The 16561-nt window shown below is 64.3% G+C and carries 12 protein-coding genes; 11 read left to right on the top strand and 1 reads right to left on the bottom strand.

The features are described from left to right. Positions 1–68: 68 nt before the first annotated feature. Genes tssC through OLZ32_RS24595 form a run of 11 tightly spaced genes read left to right on the top strand, consistent with a single transcriptional unit; the run spans position 69 to position 15398 of the window. On the top strand, positions 69–1457 hold the full coding sequence (gene tssC / locus OLZ32_RS24545) for a type VI secretion system contractile sheath large subunit (protein WP_264399583.1): 1389 nt from the start codon (positions 69–71) through the stop codon (positions 1455–1457). Next, entirely contained in the window at positions 1454–2284 is an 831-nt protein-coding gene (locus OLZ32_RS24550; RefSeq protein WP_264399582.1) for a type VI secretion system accessory protein TagJ, read from the top strand. Before tssC ends, OLZ32_RS24550 begins: the two co-directional genes overlap by 4 nt. Then, positions 2277–2786 carry a type VI secretion system baseplate subunit TssE gene (gene tssE, locus OLZ32_RS24555; RefSeq protein ID WP_264399581.1) on the top strand — a complete coding sequence of 170 codons (510 nt, stop codon included), beginning with the start codon at positions 2277–2279 and terminating at the stop codon, positions 2784–2786. The genes OLZ32_RS24550 and tssE overlap by 8 nt, the downstream gene beginning before the upstream one ends. Next, entirely contained in the window at positions 2779–4560 is a 1782-nt protein-coding gene (gene tssF / locus OLZ32_RS24560; protein WP_264399580.1) for a type VI secretion system baseplate subunit TssF, read from the top strand. Before tssE ends, tssF begins: the two co-directional genes overlap by 8 nt. A 20-nt stretch (positions 4561–4580) precedes the next feature. Then, positions 4581–5582, top strand: a complete 1002-nt coding sequence (gene tssG / locus OLZ32_RS24565) for a type VI secretion system baseplate subunit TssG (protein ID WP_264399579.1) — start codon at positions 4581–4583, stop codon at positions 5580–5582. 11 nt (positions 5583–5593) lie between these two features. Next, a complete protein-coding gene (locus OLZ32_RS24570; RefSeq protein ID WP_264399578.1) occupies positions 5594–6787 on the top strand; it encodes a type VI secretion system-associated FHA domain protein in 1194 nt (397 codons plus the stop codon). Then, positions 6777–8117, top strand: a complete 1341-nt coding sequence (gene tssK, locus OLZ32_RS24575; protein WP_264399577.1) for a type VI secretion system baseplate subunit TssK — start codon at positions 6777–6779, stop codon at positions 8115–8117. Before OLZ32_RS24570 ends, tssK begins: the two co-directional genes overlap by 11 nt. Beyond that, positions 8114–9637 carry a type VI secretion system protein TssL, long form gene (gene tssL, locus OLZ32_RS24580; RefSeq protein ID WP_264399576.1) on the top strand — a complete coding sequence of 508 codons (1524 nt, stop codon included), beginning with the start codon at positions 8114–8116 and terminating at the stop codon, positions 9635–9637. The genes tssK and tssL overlap by 4 nt, the downstream gene beginning before the upstream one ends. Beyond that, positions 9634–13110: a type VI secretion system membrane subunit TssM gene (gene tssM / locus OLZ32_RS24585; protein ID WP_264399575.1), complete on the top strand. Its 3477-nt coding sequence runs from the start codon at positions 9634–9636 to the stop codon at positions 13108–13110. Before tssL ends, tssM begins: the two co-directional genes overlap by 4 nt. 10 nt (positions 13111–13120) lie before the next feature. Next, positions 13121–14494 carry a type VI secretion system-associated protein TagF gene (gene tagF / locus OLZ32_RS24590; protein ID WP_264399574.1) on the top strand — a complete coding sequence of 458 codons (1374 nt, stop codon included), beginning with the start codon at positions 13121–13123 and terminating at the stop codon, positions 14492–14494. Further along, positions 14484–15398 carry a serine/threonine-protein kinase gene (locus OLZ32_RS24595; RefSeq protein WP_264399573.1) on the top strand — a complete coding sequence of 305 codons (915 nt, stop codon included), beginning with the start codon at positions 14484–14486 and terminating at the stop codon, positions 15396–15398. Before tagF ends, OLZ32_RS24595 begins: the two co-directional genes overlap by 11 nt. On the opposite strand, the gene OLZ32_RS24600 is transcribed toward OLZ32_RS24595, so the two are convergent. Further along, positions 15395–16534 carry a polysaccharide biosynthesis/export family protein gene (locus tag OLZ32_RS24600; protein ID WP_264399572.1) on the bottom strand — a complete coding sequence of 380 codons (1140 nt, stop codon included), beginning with the start codon at positions 16532–16534 and terminating at the stop codon, positions 15395–15397. The genes OLZ32_RS24595 and OLZ32_RS24600 overlap by 4 nt on opposite strands. Positions 16535–16561 lie beyond the last annotated feature (27 nt).

The following is a 16561-nucleotide window of genomic DNA, read 5'->3' on the forward strand; positions in this document are numbered from 1 at the left end:
GGGTCCAAGCGCGGCGGGTTGCCGCCGCGCTTGGACCTTGCGTTCGAAACATCTGTGTCAGGTTGACGATGGGTTCCAGCACTGAATGGCGGCGCCGGGCGGATCAGCTGATTACGCTGATCGACGAAGCGCTGAACAGGCAAGTCAATGCCATCCTCCACCATCCCGATTTTCAGGCGATGGAGGCGAGATGGCGTGGCCTTGCCATGCTCGTGCGCGAGGCAAGCCGCAGCGGCGAGGTCAAGGTCAAGCTTCTCGGCGTAAGCTGGAGCGAGCTCACGCGGAGCATGGAGCGTGCCAGCGACTTCGACCAAAGCCACCTCTTCGAACTGATCTATAGTCGCGAGTTCGGCATGCCGGGCGGTGAACCCTTCGGCCTGCTGGTCGGCGACTATTATCTGTCTCCGGCCGATCCGGCCGGCGGCGATCCGGTCGGCACGCTGTCGCAGATCGGCATGGTGGCGGCCGCCGCCTTCTGCCCCTTCATCGCAGGTGCTGCGCCGCTGGCGATCGGGCTTGAAGACTTTCACGAGCTGAACCGGGTCAACGACTTTTCCTGGCTTGCCAATGAGACCGCCCGCATCCGCTGGAATGGTCTCCGCGCGCGTGAGGATTCGCGTTTCCTCGGACTTGTCGCGCCGCGCATCCTGATGCGCTCGCCGCTCACGCCTCACGCGCGCAATCGCAACGACGGCTTTCCCTTCCGCGAAAGCGTTGCTAGCGACGGTAGTTCGCTTCTCTGGGGCAACGCCGCTTTCGCTTTTGCGACCGTCGTCATCCGAAATTTCATCGATTCCGGATGGTTCGCCGATATCCGCGGCGTCACGCAGGACGCTATCGACGGTGGCCTACTGAGCGCAACCGAGCTTCCACCTTATGATTTCGGCACCGAAAGCAACGGACTATCAGCTCAGGCGCCGGTGGAAATCCATCTGACCAGCGGCCAGGAGCAGCAGCTCTGCGAGCTCGGCATCATCCCCGCCGCGACCACCTATCTCTCCTCTTCGGCGATTTTCAATTCCAATCAGTCCCTGCATGCGCCGCCGCACTATTCCAACGAGCATGCGCGCCAGAACGCCCGCCTCGCCGCGATGCTGCAATATGTGCTCTGCGCGTCGCGCTTCTCGCACTATCTCAAAGTCATCATGCGCGACGAGATCGGCCAGCTTTCGGATGCGATCTCGATCGAGCGGAAGCTGGCGGATTGGCTGACCGCCTATACGCTCGGCAACGACGACGCCGACATCGCGCTGCGCACCCGCTTCCCCCTGCGCTCGGCCGGCATCGGCGTCGCCGAGATTCCGGGCAAGCCCGGCAGCTTCTCCTGCACCGTCCGGCTGCAGCCGCATTTCCAGCTCGATGACGTTGCCACGAGCTTCCATCTCATCGCCGAGACCGCGACCACGGGCCAGATCCTGAGCCGCCCCGTTGCCATACCCGAGAGGATGTCCGCATGACGCTTTCCGCCAGCATCGCCCAATCGCTCAGCGACAATGCCCTCGATGACGCGATCGAGGAGGTCAAGGCGCATCTGAAGGTCAAGCCGTCAGATCAGGAGGCGCGGCATCTCTATATCGATCTTCTCGTGCTTGCCGGTGACTACCAGCGGGCGGACAATCAGTGCAGCCTTGCTGCCACCCTCTCACCCGACGCGACGATGGGTTTCGCCTTGCTGCGCAACGAGCTTCGGGCGATGGCGGCGCGCGACGCTTGGTTTACGAGCGGCGCCCTGCCGGAATTTCCGCAGGGGCCGAGCGAGCTCGACAAGCTCGCCGTCCGCCTCGGCATCGCCCATCGCGGCGGCAATGCGGATGAGGCGAGGACCACACTCGATGCACTCGAGACACTGAGGGACGAACGTCCGCTGATCTGGAACGGCAAAGCGGTCTCCGATTTCCGCGACCTCGACGACCGGACGCCGCATGCTCTCGAAGTCATCATGACCGGCGGCGGCTATCTCTGGATCGATTTTTCCAAGATCGCAGCCCTCTCGATAGAGCCAATTGCCCGTCCGCGCGATCTGGCCTTCCGCCGCGCCGAGCTCTCCCTGATCGACGGCGCAGCCGCGTCGGTGCTTCTCCCTGCGGTCTATCATGGCACCAGCAAGGAGGCGAGGCTTAGGCTCGGCCGCGAGACCGAATGGATCGAGGAGCCGACCGGCATCACCAGCGGCCGCGGCCAGCGCTGCTACCTCGCCGGCGACGAGCTGGTTTCCTTCCATGACACCCAAAGTCTGGAGATCGTGTCGGCAACGGCTGCCGGCAGGCAGGTTGCGCATGGTTGATCCGCTCGAACGCTACCGGCTGCGCGACCGCGTCCTCGCCCGCTCGATCCTCGACAGGTTGATCGACGAGGCTCCGGATCGCACCGTCGATCCGCCGATGAGCTTCGTCGACCAGGTCCGCGACGTCAGGGAGGCCATCCGCCGCGATCTCGAAGCGCTGCTCAACACGCGGCGCTGCCCGGCGACGCCGCCGGCAGCACTTTCGGAACTCAAGGACGCGCTGGTGAGCTATGGCGTCGACGGCATCGTCTCGGCAAATCTGATGACCGACCAGGCCAAGCTCAAGCTGGCGCAAGCGATCGAGCGGCGGATTGCGCTTTTCGAAACCCGGCTTTCCGATGTGCGGGTGACGATCCTCAAGAGCCGGACGATGACCGAACGGGCCTTGCGCATGCGTATCCAGGCGACCTTCCGCCTGCATGAAGGCATGCCGCCGATCAGCTTCGAGTCGACCATCGATCCCTCGACCCAGCGCTTCCTCGTGGAGGCGGCGCATGGCTGAAGGTTTCCTGCACCGCTACAATGAGGAATTGCTGGCGCTTCGCCGCCGGGCCGCGCGCTTTGCCGATGCCTTCCCGAAGATCGCCGGCCGCCTGCGCATGACCGGCGACGTCGCCGACGACCCGCATGTGGAACGCCTGATCCAGAGTTTCGCCTATTCGGCCGCCCGCGTCCGCCAGAAACTGGACGACGAGTTTCCCGAGCTGACCGACGGCCTGCTGGAAACGCTCTACCCCCATTATCTGGCGCCGCTGCCCTCGATGAGCATCGTCAAGTTCCGCCCGAGCGACACGCTCGCCTCGGTCCAGACCGTGCCACGCCATACGGAAATCCTAGCCGAGCCGGTGAGAGGCGAAGCTTGCCGCTTCCGCACCACGCAGGATGTCGAGATGGCGCCGATCGAAATCACCGGTGCTGAGCTTTCCGGCCAGCCGATCAATGCGCCGCTCTCGCCCTATGCCGGCGTTGCCGGCTGCCTCAGGCTGTCCATCCGCCCTCTCGATGCCCGAAAGCCGCTTGGCAGCCTTGGCGTGAGCCGGCTGCGCCTGCACATTCCGTCCCCCTGGCAGCAGGCGGTATCGATCTACGAGCTGCTTGCCAATCACACGCTCGGCATCGCACTTGCCAAACATGCGGACGACCGTTCGCCGGTCTTCCTGCCGTCGGGCAATCTCAAACCGGTCGGCTTCGAACCTGAAGAGGCCATGCTGCCCTATCCGGCGCCGAGCTTCATCGGCTACCGGCTGCTGACCGAATTTTTCGCTCTGCCGCGCAAATTTCTGTTTCTCGACATCGAAGGGCTTGACGCCTGGCGCGGCGACACGCTGGAGCTCTTCGTCTACCTCGGGGAAAGCGACGCCAAGCTCGAACGCGCAGTCTCGGCCCGCGACTTCGCGCTCAATGCGACGCCCGTCGTCAACCTCTTCCGCCAGGTCTGCGAGCCGATCGCCATCGACGGCACCCGCACCGAATACCGCCTCCTGCCGGATGCGCGGCGCCAGAAGACCCGTGAGATCTATTCGATCGACCGGGTTCTGCTGACCGGATCGCGCGGCCAGGAGGAATTCTGCCAGCCGTTCTTCGGACGGTCGCAACGGGCAGGCACGAGCGCGACCTACTGGCAGGCCTATCGCCGTTTCGACGAAGACGACAGGACCAGCGATATGGACATCGCCTTCGTCGACAGGCAGCGCCGTTCTTCAGGTCCTGTCGATGCGGTCGCAAGCGTCGATACGCTCTGCCTCAACCGCGACCTGCCGGAACAGCTTCCCTTCGGCGGCGGCCATCCATTCCTGCAGCTTGCTTCCGGCCATGAGGCGGTCGCAAGCGTCGAAGCCCTGATCCCGCCGACGCCGTCGGTCAGGATGAACGATCAGGAAGGGCGGAACTGGCGGCTGATGTCGCATCTTATCCTCAACCACCTGTCGCTCTTCGACAATGACGGTGCGGCGCTGAAGGATATCCTGTCGCTCTACGCCTTCCGGGATAGCCCCGAGACCAAACAATTCGTCGATGCGCTCGTCAGGATCAAGGCGGGCAATTCGACCGCCCGCCTCGGCAGCGGCGGCATGGTGCCTGGCACCGAGATCGCGCTTGAATTCGATCCGGCCGCCATCGACCGGCCCTCGGCCTTCCTGTTCGGAAGTGTGCTCGACCGCTTCTTCAGTCTCTACACCTCGGTCAACAGCTTCACCCGGCTCACCGTTGGGATAAAGGGGCAATCGAGGCCGATCGCCCGGTGGCCGGCACGCGCCGCCGAACGCCCGCTTCTCTGAGGAAGGATCGCTATTAAATCATGGATCTCCCCATCGCCCGCAAGCCAGACGCCCTTGCCGATCTGCTCGAACGCGACCCCGGTCGCTTCGAGCCGGTGACGGCCTTTCGCGTCGCGCAGGCTTCGGTGGGGGAAGGACGGCTTGATGTCGCCTCACATGTCGGCGTCTCGCCGGCGCCTCTTGCCGTCAGCGGATACAAGCGCAAGGGCGGCGGCGCCACCGTCCGCAGTGCGCTTGCCGGTCTCGTCGGGGCGCTCGGCTCGATGCCGTCGGCCTATAACGACCTCGTCATGCGCGAGGAGCGCAACAGGTCGCGGGCGCTGGCGGGCTTCTTCGACATGTTCAGCGCGCGGATGGCGGCACTCTTCACTGATGCCTGCGAGAAATACCGCATCGCCAGGCGGCTGCGCTGGGGCGGCACATGGTCAAACAACGCCTTCGTCACCACGCTCCTGTCGCTAACCGGCTTCGGCACCAAGCGTCTCGTCGAAAAGAGCGGCGTCGACGAGGAGCTGATCCTGCGTTTCTCGGGCTTCTTTGCCGCGCGCAACCGCAATGCCGTCAATCTCCGGGCCATGCTCTGCGAATTCAGCGGCCTGCCGGTGGAGATCGAATTGTTCCGCGGCCGCTGGCTGACCATCCCGATCGAGGAGCGCAGCCGCATGGGCCAGCCGCAGGGCGTCCAGCTTGGCGTCAATGCGACGGCAGGTGCGGCGATCCATGATTTCAGCGGCGGCTTTCGCATCGTCATCGGGCCGCTCGGTTATGCCGATTACCTCTCGCTCGCGCCGGGTGGCCGCGCCATCACCGAGCTCTTCGCCCTGACGCGGCTCTATGTCGGCGCGGCGCTCGAATTCGACATACAGGCGATCCTGAAGAAGGAGGACGTTCCCTTCTGCCAGCTCGGACAGGCGGGCGATCCGCCGCGCCTTGGCTGGAACAGTTGGGCGAGGGTCGCGCCGGCTGCAAGCGACAGCGGCGATGCAGTGATCGTCGAGCGCCTGTCGGTTCAGGCGCGGTGAGGAGACGAGGAATGCGGCTTGAACTGAAAGAGATCACCAGTGACGCGACGGCGCCAGCAGGCCAGTCGAAATGGTTCTTCGAACGTGGCCGGCGAACGCTCGGCCGGGCACCGGATTGCGACTGGCGGCTGCCGGAGGATCGTCGCTCCATTTCGAAGCTTCATTGCATCATCGAGCGCGACCGCGAAGGCTTCCTGCTGCGCGACCAGAGCGCAAACGGCTCCCGGGTCGACGGCGTCGCCGTGCATGAAGGCCAGATCGTGCGGCTTTCCGACAGGTCACGGCTGGAGGTGGGCGGACTTGCCTTTTCCGTCCACATATCGGGCGAGAAAGACCGCGAGGTCGAGGATCCCGATGCCGGTCTGATGCTGAGTGACGAACCGCTGACCATTTCCGCCATCCTGGCCGATATCGCTCCCGGCGGTCATACTGCAAACGGCATCCTTGGCGAGCGTGCCAGCGATGACTGGGCTTTTCCCGAAACGGGCGGCAAGAAAGCGACGGCCTCATCTCGCAATGTCGAGATCGGCTGGAGCGGCCCTCCGGAGATCCGCTCAGTCACCCAGCTTCTGCCGGAGGATTGGAATTCGGAAGAGACCGAATATGGCAGCCATCTGGAACATGGTTCCGCCACCCATGTTTCCGCGCCCATCACTCAGCGCCGGCGGGCACCGGTGATCGAGATCGTCAACGACAACGATCCGGACCCGGATTCCGAGGAGTTTCCGGCGCTGACGATCGGCCGGCCCGAAGCCTTCGCGGATCGCCTGGAGCCAGTGCTTGCCCGTCTCGAGGAGGCTGTCCAGACTAGCTATGCCGTTTTCGAGATGAGTGCGCCATCCGCCGCCAGCGAGCCGGACTTCCTTGCCGACAGCAGCAGAGAGGAAGCGCTTCTTGCCCGCATCGAAACCCTGTTCGGGCAACAGCTCAAGCTCAATTCGGCGCTTGAGGCTCTGGTTCAGACAGCAGGCCGGCTGGAGCCGCGCATGCTGGAGGCGCGGGTCGAGACCGGCGCCTGGCGCCTGCCCTGGCGTCGGGACCAGGCCTATTGGCGCGCTTACCGGGCGCAATTCGAACAGGACGGCAAGAGCCGGTCGATCCAGGACGTTTTCCGCGACGCGATGACGGGGGCGGTGAACGGCACGCAGGCAGGGCCTCGTCCGCAAGACAGGCAGGAAGGAAAAGACGCGCATCATGAGGAATGAAAACCGGGTGGCCTGGAGCGAAGGCATGTTCCTTCGCGTGCAGCATTTCCAGCAGGCGGACCGCTGGACCGAGCGGCTCGTGCGCACGGCGACGCACGGCCTGTCGCCCTATCCCTGGGGAGTGGCGGAAATCGGCATCGACCGCGGCGCACTGGCGATCGGCCAATTCGCGCTGTCGAACTTGCGCGGCGTTTTGCCGGACGGAACGCCGTTCGAAGCACCTGTTGATACCGACCTGCCGCCGCCGCTCGATCTCGACGAAAACACCAAGAATGCTATCGTCTATCTCGCACTTCCTTCCCGTCAACCGGGCAAGGCCGATGTAGCGTTGAACGGCGGCGCTGCGCGCAACAGCGTCCGGCTCGTCGCTTCGCCCTACGAAGCGCCTGACGCCAATGTCGAGACCGACTTCATGGCGCCGATCGATGTCGGCCGTCTCAGCCTGCGTTATCTCAGAACCGGTGATGAACTCGCCGGCTACGAACTCATCGGACTTGCCCGTATCATCGAGGTGCGTTCCGACAGGGCCGTGATCCTCGATCCGGACTATATCGTGCCGAGCCTCAACTGTACGGCTGCCGCACGGCTCGGCGAGCTGATCACCGAACTGCTCGGCATCGTGCGCCACCGCGCGGAGGCCATCGCCGAACGGATCGGCGATCCCACCATTCGAGGGACCGCGGAGGTCGGCGACTACCTGCTCTTACAGATGCTCAACCGCGCGGATCCGATGCTGAAACACATTTCGGCGAATGCGACGCGGATCCACCCCATCGTCTTTTACGAGACCTGCATCCAGCTTGCCGGCGAGCTCGCCACCTTCACGACCGACCGCAAGCGCGCGAGCGACTTCCCGCCTTACCGCCACGACGACCTGAAGGCGACGTTCGCGGCCGTCTTCGACGATCTGCGCGCCTCGCTATCGTCCGTGCTCGAACAGGCAGCCGTGGCGATCGAGCTGGCCGAACGCCGGCATGGCGTCAGGATCGGCACGATCAACGACCGTTCGCTGCTGAGGGATGCCGGCTTCGTGCTGGCGGTCCGGGCCGAGATGCCGGCCGAAGACGTGCGCCGCAAGCTGCCGGCGCAGATCAAGATCGGCCCGGTCGAGCGCATCGCCGACCTCGTCAACGTCGCGCTGCCGGGCATTCCCGTTCGGCCGCTGCCGGTGCTGCCGCGCCAACTCCCCTATCGCTCCGGCACCATCTATTTCGAACTCGACACCAAGAACCCGCTTTGGAAACAACTCGACACTTCGGGCGCCATCGCCGTGCACCTCGCCGGCGATTTTCCCGGGCTCGAAATAGAACTGTGGGCCCTTAGAGAATGAAGAACGAACCCGCCTCCACCTGGCAGAACCTGCCGACCATCGTCGAACTTACGGAGGACGGCACTCGGAAAAAGCAATCCGCCCGCAAGATGGCGGAGATGCTCGACGACGTCCTCGACTTTCCCGAAAGCGAGGGCGGAAAGGCGCCGGCGGGATCGCTTCCGAAGGGCGCAGCCTCCGTCGAAACGCTCGTCCGGGATTTTCGCTTCGGGGCCGAAGACGTGCCGACCCTGGTGCGCTCGGCCGCACCGCTTCTCAACCTTGCCCATGGCCTGCGCTACACGGAAGAACAGCCTGATATCGACGAACTGCGCCAGGTGGCCATCGAAGCCGTCGGCCGCTACGAACGCGATCTGGCGAGCGCCCGCATCAGCCCCGAACGAGCGCGCGCCGCCCATTACGTCGTCTGTGCGACGGTCGACGATGTCGTGCTCAGCAAGGCCTGGGGCGTTCGTGCCGGCTGGGCCCGCTCGGGTCTCGTTTCCACCTTCCATATGGACGTGACCGGCGGCGAACGGGTATTCGACCTGCTCGACCATTTCCACCAGAGCCCCGGCGCCAACAAGGATCTGCTTCTCCTCATCTATCTCTGCCTGTCGCTTGCCTTCGAGGGCCGCACCCGCGTTTCACCACGCGGCGGGCTGGAGCTCGGCCGCATCCGCGACGGCCTTTACAAGACGTTGCTTGGCCAGTACGGCGTCTTCGAACGAGAGCTTTCTCCCCACTGGAAGGGCGTTTCGGCCCGGCATCAGCCGTTGCGCACCGCGGCCGCGATCTGGACGCTTCTTTCCCTTCTGACGCTGATCCTGGCGCTCGGCTACATGTTCTTCACGCTCTCGCTCAATCGCGCCTCCGACGGAACGTTCGAGCGGCTCGCCAGGCTGCCGCGCGATATGCCGAGCGTATTGGTCAAGTTACCGGAGCCGCCTCGGCAGCCGCCGCCTGTCGTCGTCGCCGAAACGCCGCCACCACCGCCGCAAGTGAAACCGCCGAGCCGGCTCGACAATCTGCTCGCCTTCCTCCAGCCGGAGGTCGAGAAGAAGCTCGTCACACTCTCGGATTCGAATGGCAGGCTGCTGGTGCGGATCAGCAATTCCGGGCTGTTTGCCACCGGCAGCGCGGAGGTCAGCCAGAAATTCCACGATCTGCTCCAGCGGATCGGCGGTGCGCTGGCCGCAGAGAACTTCCGCGCCGTGGTGGTGGGCTATACGGACAATGTGCCGATCCGCACCGTGCAGTTCCCCTCCAACTGGCACCTTTCCGAAGCCCGCGCCAAGGCGGTCGGCGAAATCCTGAGCTCCTTCACCGGGCCGGGCGCGATCCTGACCGAGGGGCGTGCCGACACGGATCCGATCGCCGCCAACGATACGCCGGAGGGCCGGGAGATGAACCGCCGCACCGAGATCCTGGTCCTGACCGATCCGAGCGAGCGGCTGAACGATGCGGGTTTGACGACGCCGCGTCGGGCCGAAATGCCGGATGAACCGACGGCGCCCGCCGCAGGAGGTGGTTCGCGATGAACCCGCTCAGTTACTTCTATACGCTCCGCTCCTATGTGGAAGCCTATGCCGGCCTCATCGGCCGTCGCTTCATCTCGATCATCTGGGTGGCGGCAATCTGTGTCGTGATCTGGTTCTACGGCTATCTCGCCGCCTATGGCGACTTCAAGCCGCTGGCGAGCGCCAGCGCGCGGCTGACGCTGATCGGCATCATCCTCGCCGCCTGGCTCGCCTATCTCGTCTTCACGACGATCCGCGACCGCCGCCGCGACAAGCAGCTCGTCGACGGTATCGAGCGGGACGCGGAAGCAGAAGCTGCGGCCAGCCAGCAGGCTGAGGTCGGCGAGATCCACGGTCGGCTCAAGGAAGCGCTACAACTGCTCCGCCGCATCACCAAGAAGCGCTTCGGCTATATCTACGAGCTGCCGTGGTATGTCATCTTCGGCGCGCCGGGTTCCGGCAAGACGACGGCGCTCACCAATTCCGGCCTCAAATTCCCGCTCGGCGATGCGCTCGGCAGCAATTCGGTGCAGGGGATCGGCGGCACGCGCAACTGCAACTGGTGGTTCACCGACGAGGCCATCCTCATCGATACGGCCGGCCGTTATACGACGCAGGACGATCTGAACGGCACCGCCAAGGCCGGCTGGGAAGGGTTCCTAGGCCTGCTGCGCAAGTACCGGCGTTCGCAACCGATCAACGGCACGCTGGTGACGCTATCGATCGGCGATCTCCTGACGCGCGATCCGGAAGCGCAGCGCGAGGAGATCAGGGCGATCCGCCAGCGACTTTCCGAACTCGATGAACTCCTGCATGCGCGCGTGCCGGTCTATCTGCTGCTGACCAAGGCCGATCTGCTGACCGGCTTCGTGGAGTTCTTCGACGGTTTCAACAAAAGCGACCGCGAACAGGTCTGGGGCACGACTTTCGGGCTCGACGAGAGCTACAAGGCGGCGAACCTGCCGGAACGCTTCATGGAGGAATTCACCCTGCTGCAGCAGCGCGTCGATACCATGCTGATCGAACGCTTGCAGCAGGAGCCCAATCCGGAATTGCGCGGCCGCATCTTCCGTTTCCCGGCCGAGCTCACCTCTTTGAAGGAGCGTCTGCACGAGGTCGTCACCGAGCTTTGCTCGGGTTCGAAGCTGGTGGAGGCGCCGCTGCTGCGCGGCATCTATTTCGCCTCTAGCACCCAGAGGGAGGAAACGGTCACCGTCCCTCGCATGCGACGCAGCTATTTCCTTTCGCGCCTCTTCAAGGAGGTGATCTTCGGCGAGGCCTCGCTGGTCGCCCGCGACAAGCGGCTTTCGGGGCGGCAGCTGCTCTTCCGCCGCGCGGCCTATGCGAGCGCGATCCTGCTGCTTGCCGTGGTGCTGACGAGCTGGACGGCCACCTACATCCAGAACACCACGGCGCTGGCCGGCGCGGAAAGACGCATTGACGCCTACGAACAACTGGTGCGCGGCGTGCCGGTTCGCGACGTTTCGGATGCGGATTTCCTGCGCATCCTGCCGGCGCTCGACAATCTCGCCGCCGTCACCACCGACTTCTCGAAGACCCGTGTCTGGCCGATAAGCCTCGGCCTCGACCAGGAAGGCAAGGTCGCCAGCCGGCAGCGCGAGGCCTATCAGCGGGCGTTGAACACGCTGCTCCTGCCGCGCATGCTGGTGCAGCTCCAGAAGGACATGACCGAGACCACCGACGTCACCCGAACCTTCGACGCGTTGAAGCTCTACGGCATGCTCGGCGGGCTCGGCCCGGTGAATGCGGACTTTGCCGCGCTGGAAGCAGAAGACATGTTCACGAGGCTCTATCCAGACGAAGGTAGAGCGGCGGCCCGGCAGGCGCTGATTGCCCATGCCGATGTCATGGCGCGCGGCGCGCTGCCACCGATCGAGCTCGACAAGTCGCTGATCGCCAAGGCGCGCGAGGTCATCCGCTCACAGAACATCGCCAACCGCGCCTATGACATTCTGGCGGAATATCGCGAGTCCCGCGCGCTTCCCGCCTGGAGCCCGGCAGGCGCGCTGGGGCCGCTTGGCGAACAGGCTTTCGAGCGGAAATCGAAGGCGCCGCTTAACAAAGGCATCCCCGGCCTCTTCTCCGCGACCGGCTATCGCACCGTCGTTCTGCCCGGGATCACCGACGCCGCGCGCGAGGCGCTCGACGAGCAATGGGTCCGCGGCGATCCCAATCCCGCCAGCGTCACGGTCGACACGATCGCCCAGGCGACGCTTCAGCTTTACTTCGACGCCTTCGAGCAGCGCTGGTCGACGATCCTCACTGATATCAGGGTGAAGCCCTCCCAGACGATTGGCGATGCGGCGGAAACCACCCGCATCCTGGCGGGTAATCCCGGTCCGGTCGAGACGATCACCAGATCGATCGTCGCTGCCACCGATCTGCGCGCACTCGGTGCAGAAATCGCCTCGGCCGCCGGTGACAGCCTGCCAGCCTCGACCACGGCGCTTGCCAGTGCAGCGAATGCGCCCGATCCCTTCGACCGTCTTCGCGAAGCGCTGAAGGCGCCGGCCGGCCAATCGTCGCCGGCCGACCAGCCGAAGGATGCGCCGCGATCGGAGATCGGGCAGCTCGATCCGATCCTGCAGAGGGTCCAGGAGCAGCTTTCGCGCGCCACGACGTCGACCGCCGAAGTCGCGAAAGTCTTCGACGTCGATAGCCAGCTCACCGACGCCAACCAGGACCTGCTGCAGCAGGCCCGCAAGCTACCGGCGCCGGTCGATAGCTGGATGGCGGGGCTGGCTGCGGATGTCGGATCGCTGGCGGTCAAATCCGCCCGTTCGCGCATCAGCAACGCCTGGGCTGCCGAAGGCGCGGGCTTCTGCTCGAATGTCGTCGCCGGTCGTTATCCTTTCGACCGAAAATCCCCACGCGACGTGGCGATGAGCGATTTCATCAGGCTTTTCGGACCGGAGGGGCTGTTCAAGACCTTCTTCAAGGAAAAGCTCGAAGCCTTCGTCGACACCAGCGCATCGCCATGGGGCTGGAAGGGCACGTTCGGCGCGGTGAGCATTCCGAGTGCGGCGATTGCCCAGTTCGAGAATGCCGACAAGATCAACCGCGCCTTCTTCCCGGCCGGCAGCGAGAACCCGTCGATTTCAATCAACGTCAAGCCGGTATCGCTGACCGAGGCGGCCAACGCCGTGATGCTGGAGATCGAGGGCGAACGCGTGGTCTATTTCCATGGCCCGATCCAATCGAAATCGATCACTTGGCCATCGACGGACGCCAGCAACGTCTCGCGCCTCGCCTTCCAGCCGGGCGGCTGGCAGCAGGCGCTGACGGAGAACGGCGACTGGTCGCCCTTCCGGCTCTTCGACGATGCCGATCTCGCCATACAAGGCGACGACCTCTTCCGGGCAAAGTTCCAGCAGAACGGCCAGGCGGCAGAGTTCGACGTGCAGTTCGGTTCGGTGCTCAATCCATTCCGGCTGGAGGCGCTCGGCGCCTTCTCATGCCCGGCGCAATTCTGACCGGTCTGATATGAACGAGCGCGCCACCCTGGACCGAAGCCCGACCGAAGCCGACAGGATCGGCTTCTTCGGCAAGTTGCCCAGCCACGGCGATTTCGTTTCGATGGGACTGAGCCGCCACCTGCAGGCGGCGCTCGACGCCTGGCTGCAGTCGGGGCTGCAAGCGGCGCAGCGAGAACTCGGCGAGGATTGGGAACGCCGGTTTCGCATGATGCCGGCATGGCGTTTTATCGTCGAACGCGGTCTTTGGGGACCGGCCACCATTGCCGGCGTTCTGCTTCCGAGCCTCGACCGCGTCGGGCGCAGTTTTCCGCTTGTTATCGCCGCCCAGCTTCACGGTTTTGCCGAGCATCCACGCCAACTCTACCTTGACGACACCTGGTTCACGGCCGCCGAGGCGATCGCCGAAAGCTCGGCCAAGCGGGATTTCGACATCAATCACTTCACCGCAAGCCTGAAGCGGCTGCGGACCCTGCGCCCGGCCGACCTCGCAGAAAACGAGACTCTACAGGACAACGCTTCCGGCCGCGGCACGCTCTGGTGGCGGATTAATTCTGAGGAGCGGCGAGCCAAGGGGTTTCGTGTCGGCGGCGCCCCGGACCCCGAGGATTTTCCAAAGCTGCTGCACGACAATCCCCCCGCGGCTTCGGCACGGCCGCAACCCGAAACATCAGAGACGCCGCGCCCTGTTGTCGTCGAGCCACATCATCCGCTGGTGATCCGCCACAGCCATGCCACGCATCCCGGCACGCGGCTGAGCGTCAACGCCGATGCGCTGCTCGTTTCGGAAACGCCCTCGCTCTTTGCCGTCGCCGATGGCGTCGGCGATGGCAACGCCGCTGCCGAGGTCGGCAAGATCGCCGTCCATATGCTGGCTGAAACCGGGAACCAGCAGACGATCGAAGCTCTGGTACAGGAGATCAAAGGCAAGCTCGGCCGCGCCCATGGCCTGCTTCAATCGGCCTATCTTTCCTCGGATCGCGAACCATCGGCCGCGAGCATCGTCGTGCTGGCCACGCGTGATGAGAGCTGCGCTCTGCTCTGGGTGGGTGACGCCCGTTGCTATCTTCTGCGGGACGGCATGATGCGCTGCCTCACGCGCGACCATGTGGAGATCGGCCTGCGGCGCACGCTTTCGCGCGCCATCGGCATGCGCGGACATCTCGTCCCCGAAGTCCGTTCCGGCGGATTGCAGGCCGGCGACAGGCTGCTGCTCTGCAGCGCGCCGCTGCCCAGCGTCGTCCCCGAGCGGATCATCGCCGAAATCCTCCTTTCCGCAAAGATCGAAAAGGCCGCCGATATCCTCGTCCAGGAGGGGCTGATTGCCAATTGCCGCGAAAACCTCAGCGCAATCGTGATCGATGTGAAGACCGATGACAAATGATCATCCTGCGGATTTCGAAGAGATCGCCCGACGTTTTTCGCATCTCTGGCAGGCGTTGAATCGCGGTTCACCCGAGACCCGGAAAATTCTGGTAGACCGCGTCCGGGACGCGCTCGATCGGGGCGAGGCCCGCCTCCGCGACGCGGATTGCGAGATCGTCGCCAACAGCTTTATGCTCGAGGCGCTGATCCATGACGGCGCGGCCACCCGGGTCTATCGCGCCCGCCATCGCGATCTCGGAACGTTTCATGCCATCAAGATGCCGCAGGCCGACCACGCCGACGATCCCGTCCTCAGAAAACTGATGCTGCGCGAGGCGGAAATCGGCATGGCGCTCCGCCATCCCCACATTGCCGAGACGCAGACCGTTCTGCGCCTTGCCGACGGGCGCCCTGCCCTGGTCATGGAATGGACCGGCAGCCGCCTTGCGGAGCTTTTGCAGGCAAGGCCTTTATCCCTCGGCGAGATCACTTCAGCGATGACCTCAATGCTTTCAGGCCTGGAGGCCATCCATGCCGGCGGTTTCGTGCATTGCGACCTGTCGCCGCTCAACCTTCTCGCCGACGGCGATCTCTCCCGTTTGAAGATCGCCGATTTCGGCATCGCGCTTGAGCGCGGATCCCGGCACGATCAATTCGACCTTGCCTTTGCCGGCCAGCCGGATTTCGCATCCCCCGAACAGATGGCCGGTCAACCGCTCGACCAACGGTCCGATCTTTATGCAGCCGGGTGTCTGCTGTCTTTGTTGCTTAGCCGTTGCAACGAGGAGAGCGACGGAACCAAGGCCCTGGAGGCATTGGCAAGCCGCCTGTCCCAACGGGATCCGCAGGACAGGCCTGAAAATGCAAGAGCCGCCTTGCATCTGCTCGGCGGCTCCGCAAAACGTCCGGCTGTCGATGCTTAATTACCGCTCGACCCTGGGATCGGTGCTACGGCCGTCGGCACACTCTTCTGGTACACGTTGAAAAGCTTGGCAAAGTCCACCAGGCTGGCATTGCTGGCGTAGATGATATCGCCATCCATCATCTGGAACCGCTGCATCAGCGCCAGATTGGAAACGTCCTTCAGATTGACGCGGTAGATCACCGGCTTGGTGCTCACCACAGCCGGGGCAGCATTCTTGGCATTTACGGCCGCAACCTGCGTGTAAACCGGCTGGTTGCGCAGCACATAGAAATTGCGCGCATCGGCACGATCGTCGAGCAGGCCGCCGGCCCGTCCGAGCGCCTGGGCAAGCGTCAACCTGCCCGGCTCGAATTCGAACTCGCCGACACTCTTGAAGGCGCCGAAGGCGGTGAAGGTGGGTGAATCCTTGTCGATATAGATCTGATCATCAGGCAGCAGGTAGACATTCTGTTTGTTGTCATCGATGACGCGCTGGAGCGGCACGGTGGCGCGCTGCTTACCGCGCATCAGCGTGACAGTCGCCGAGCCCGGAGCAGACGATGCGCCGCCGGCAAGTGCTACCGCATCGAGCACACGCTCCTTGCGGGCGGTGAGCGGGAAGCGACCGGCGGCACGCACGTCGCCATTGACGGTGATACCGCTCGAGGGCCTGTCGACCACTGTGACGACGGCCTGCGGATTGACTGCCGATCCCTTCAAGCCGGTGACGATGCGCGTCTGCAGCGCCTCGGTCGAGGAATCCACCACTCGCTGTTTGCCGACGAAGGGAAGGGTCACGTTGCCCGTGGAATCGACGGTGAAGCGGCCGAGATTGAGGGTCTTGCTTTGAGTTGAAGAGAAAAGCCCTTCTTCGCCGGTGTCGAGGATCGTGACTTCGATGACATCGCCGCGCCGCAGCCTCGTATCGGCAAATCCGCTCGAGCGCATGAGGCTGAGCCCGGGATCTGTGGCCGCATAGGCAAGCGGAGTGACCGCAACCGGACCCATCGGCGCTTCCGAGAGCCGGACCACCGGGATCCGCTCGTTACTTTGCGGGGCGGTGGCATTGTAGAAACCACCCGCAGTTGGGCCATCCGATGGCCGAGCGCAGGCGCTAAGAACTGCGACAAGGACGAGCGGCGCCAACTTTCGCATCAGGTATCCTTTTGGCAATATTGAGAG

The organism is Rhizobium acaciae (assembly GCF_025941625.1).
GTDB lineage: Bacteria > Pseudomonadota > Alphaproteobacteria > Rhizobiales > Rhizobiaceae > Rhizobium > Rhizobium acaciae.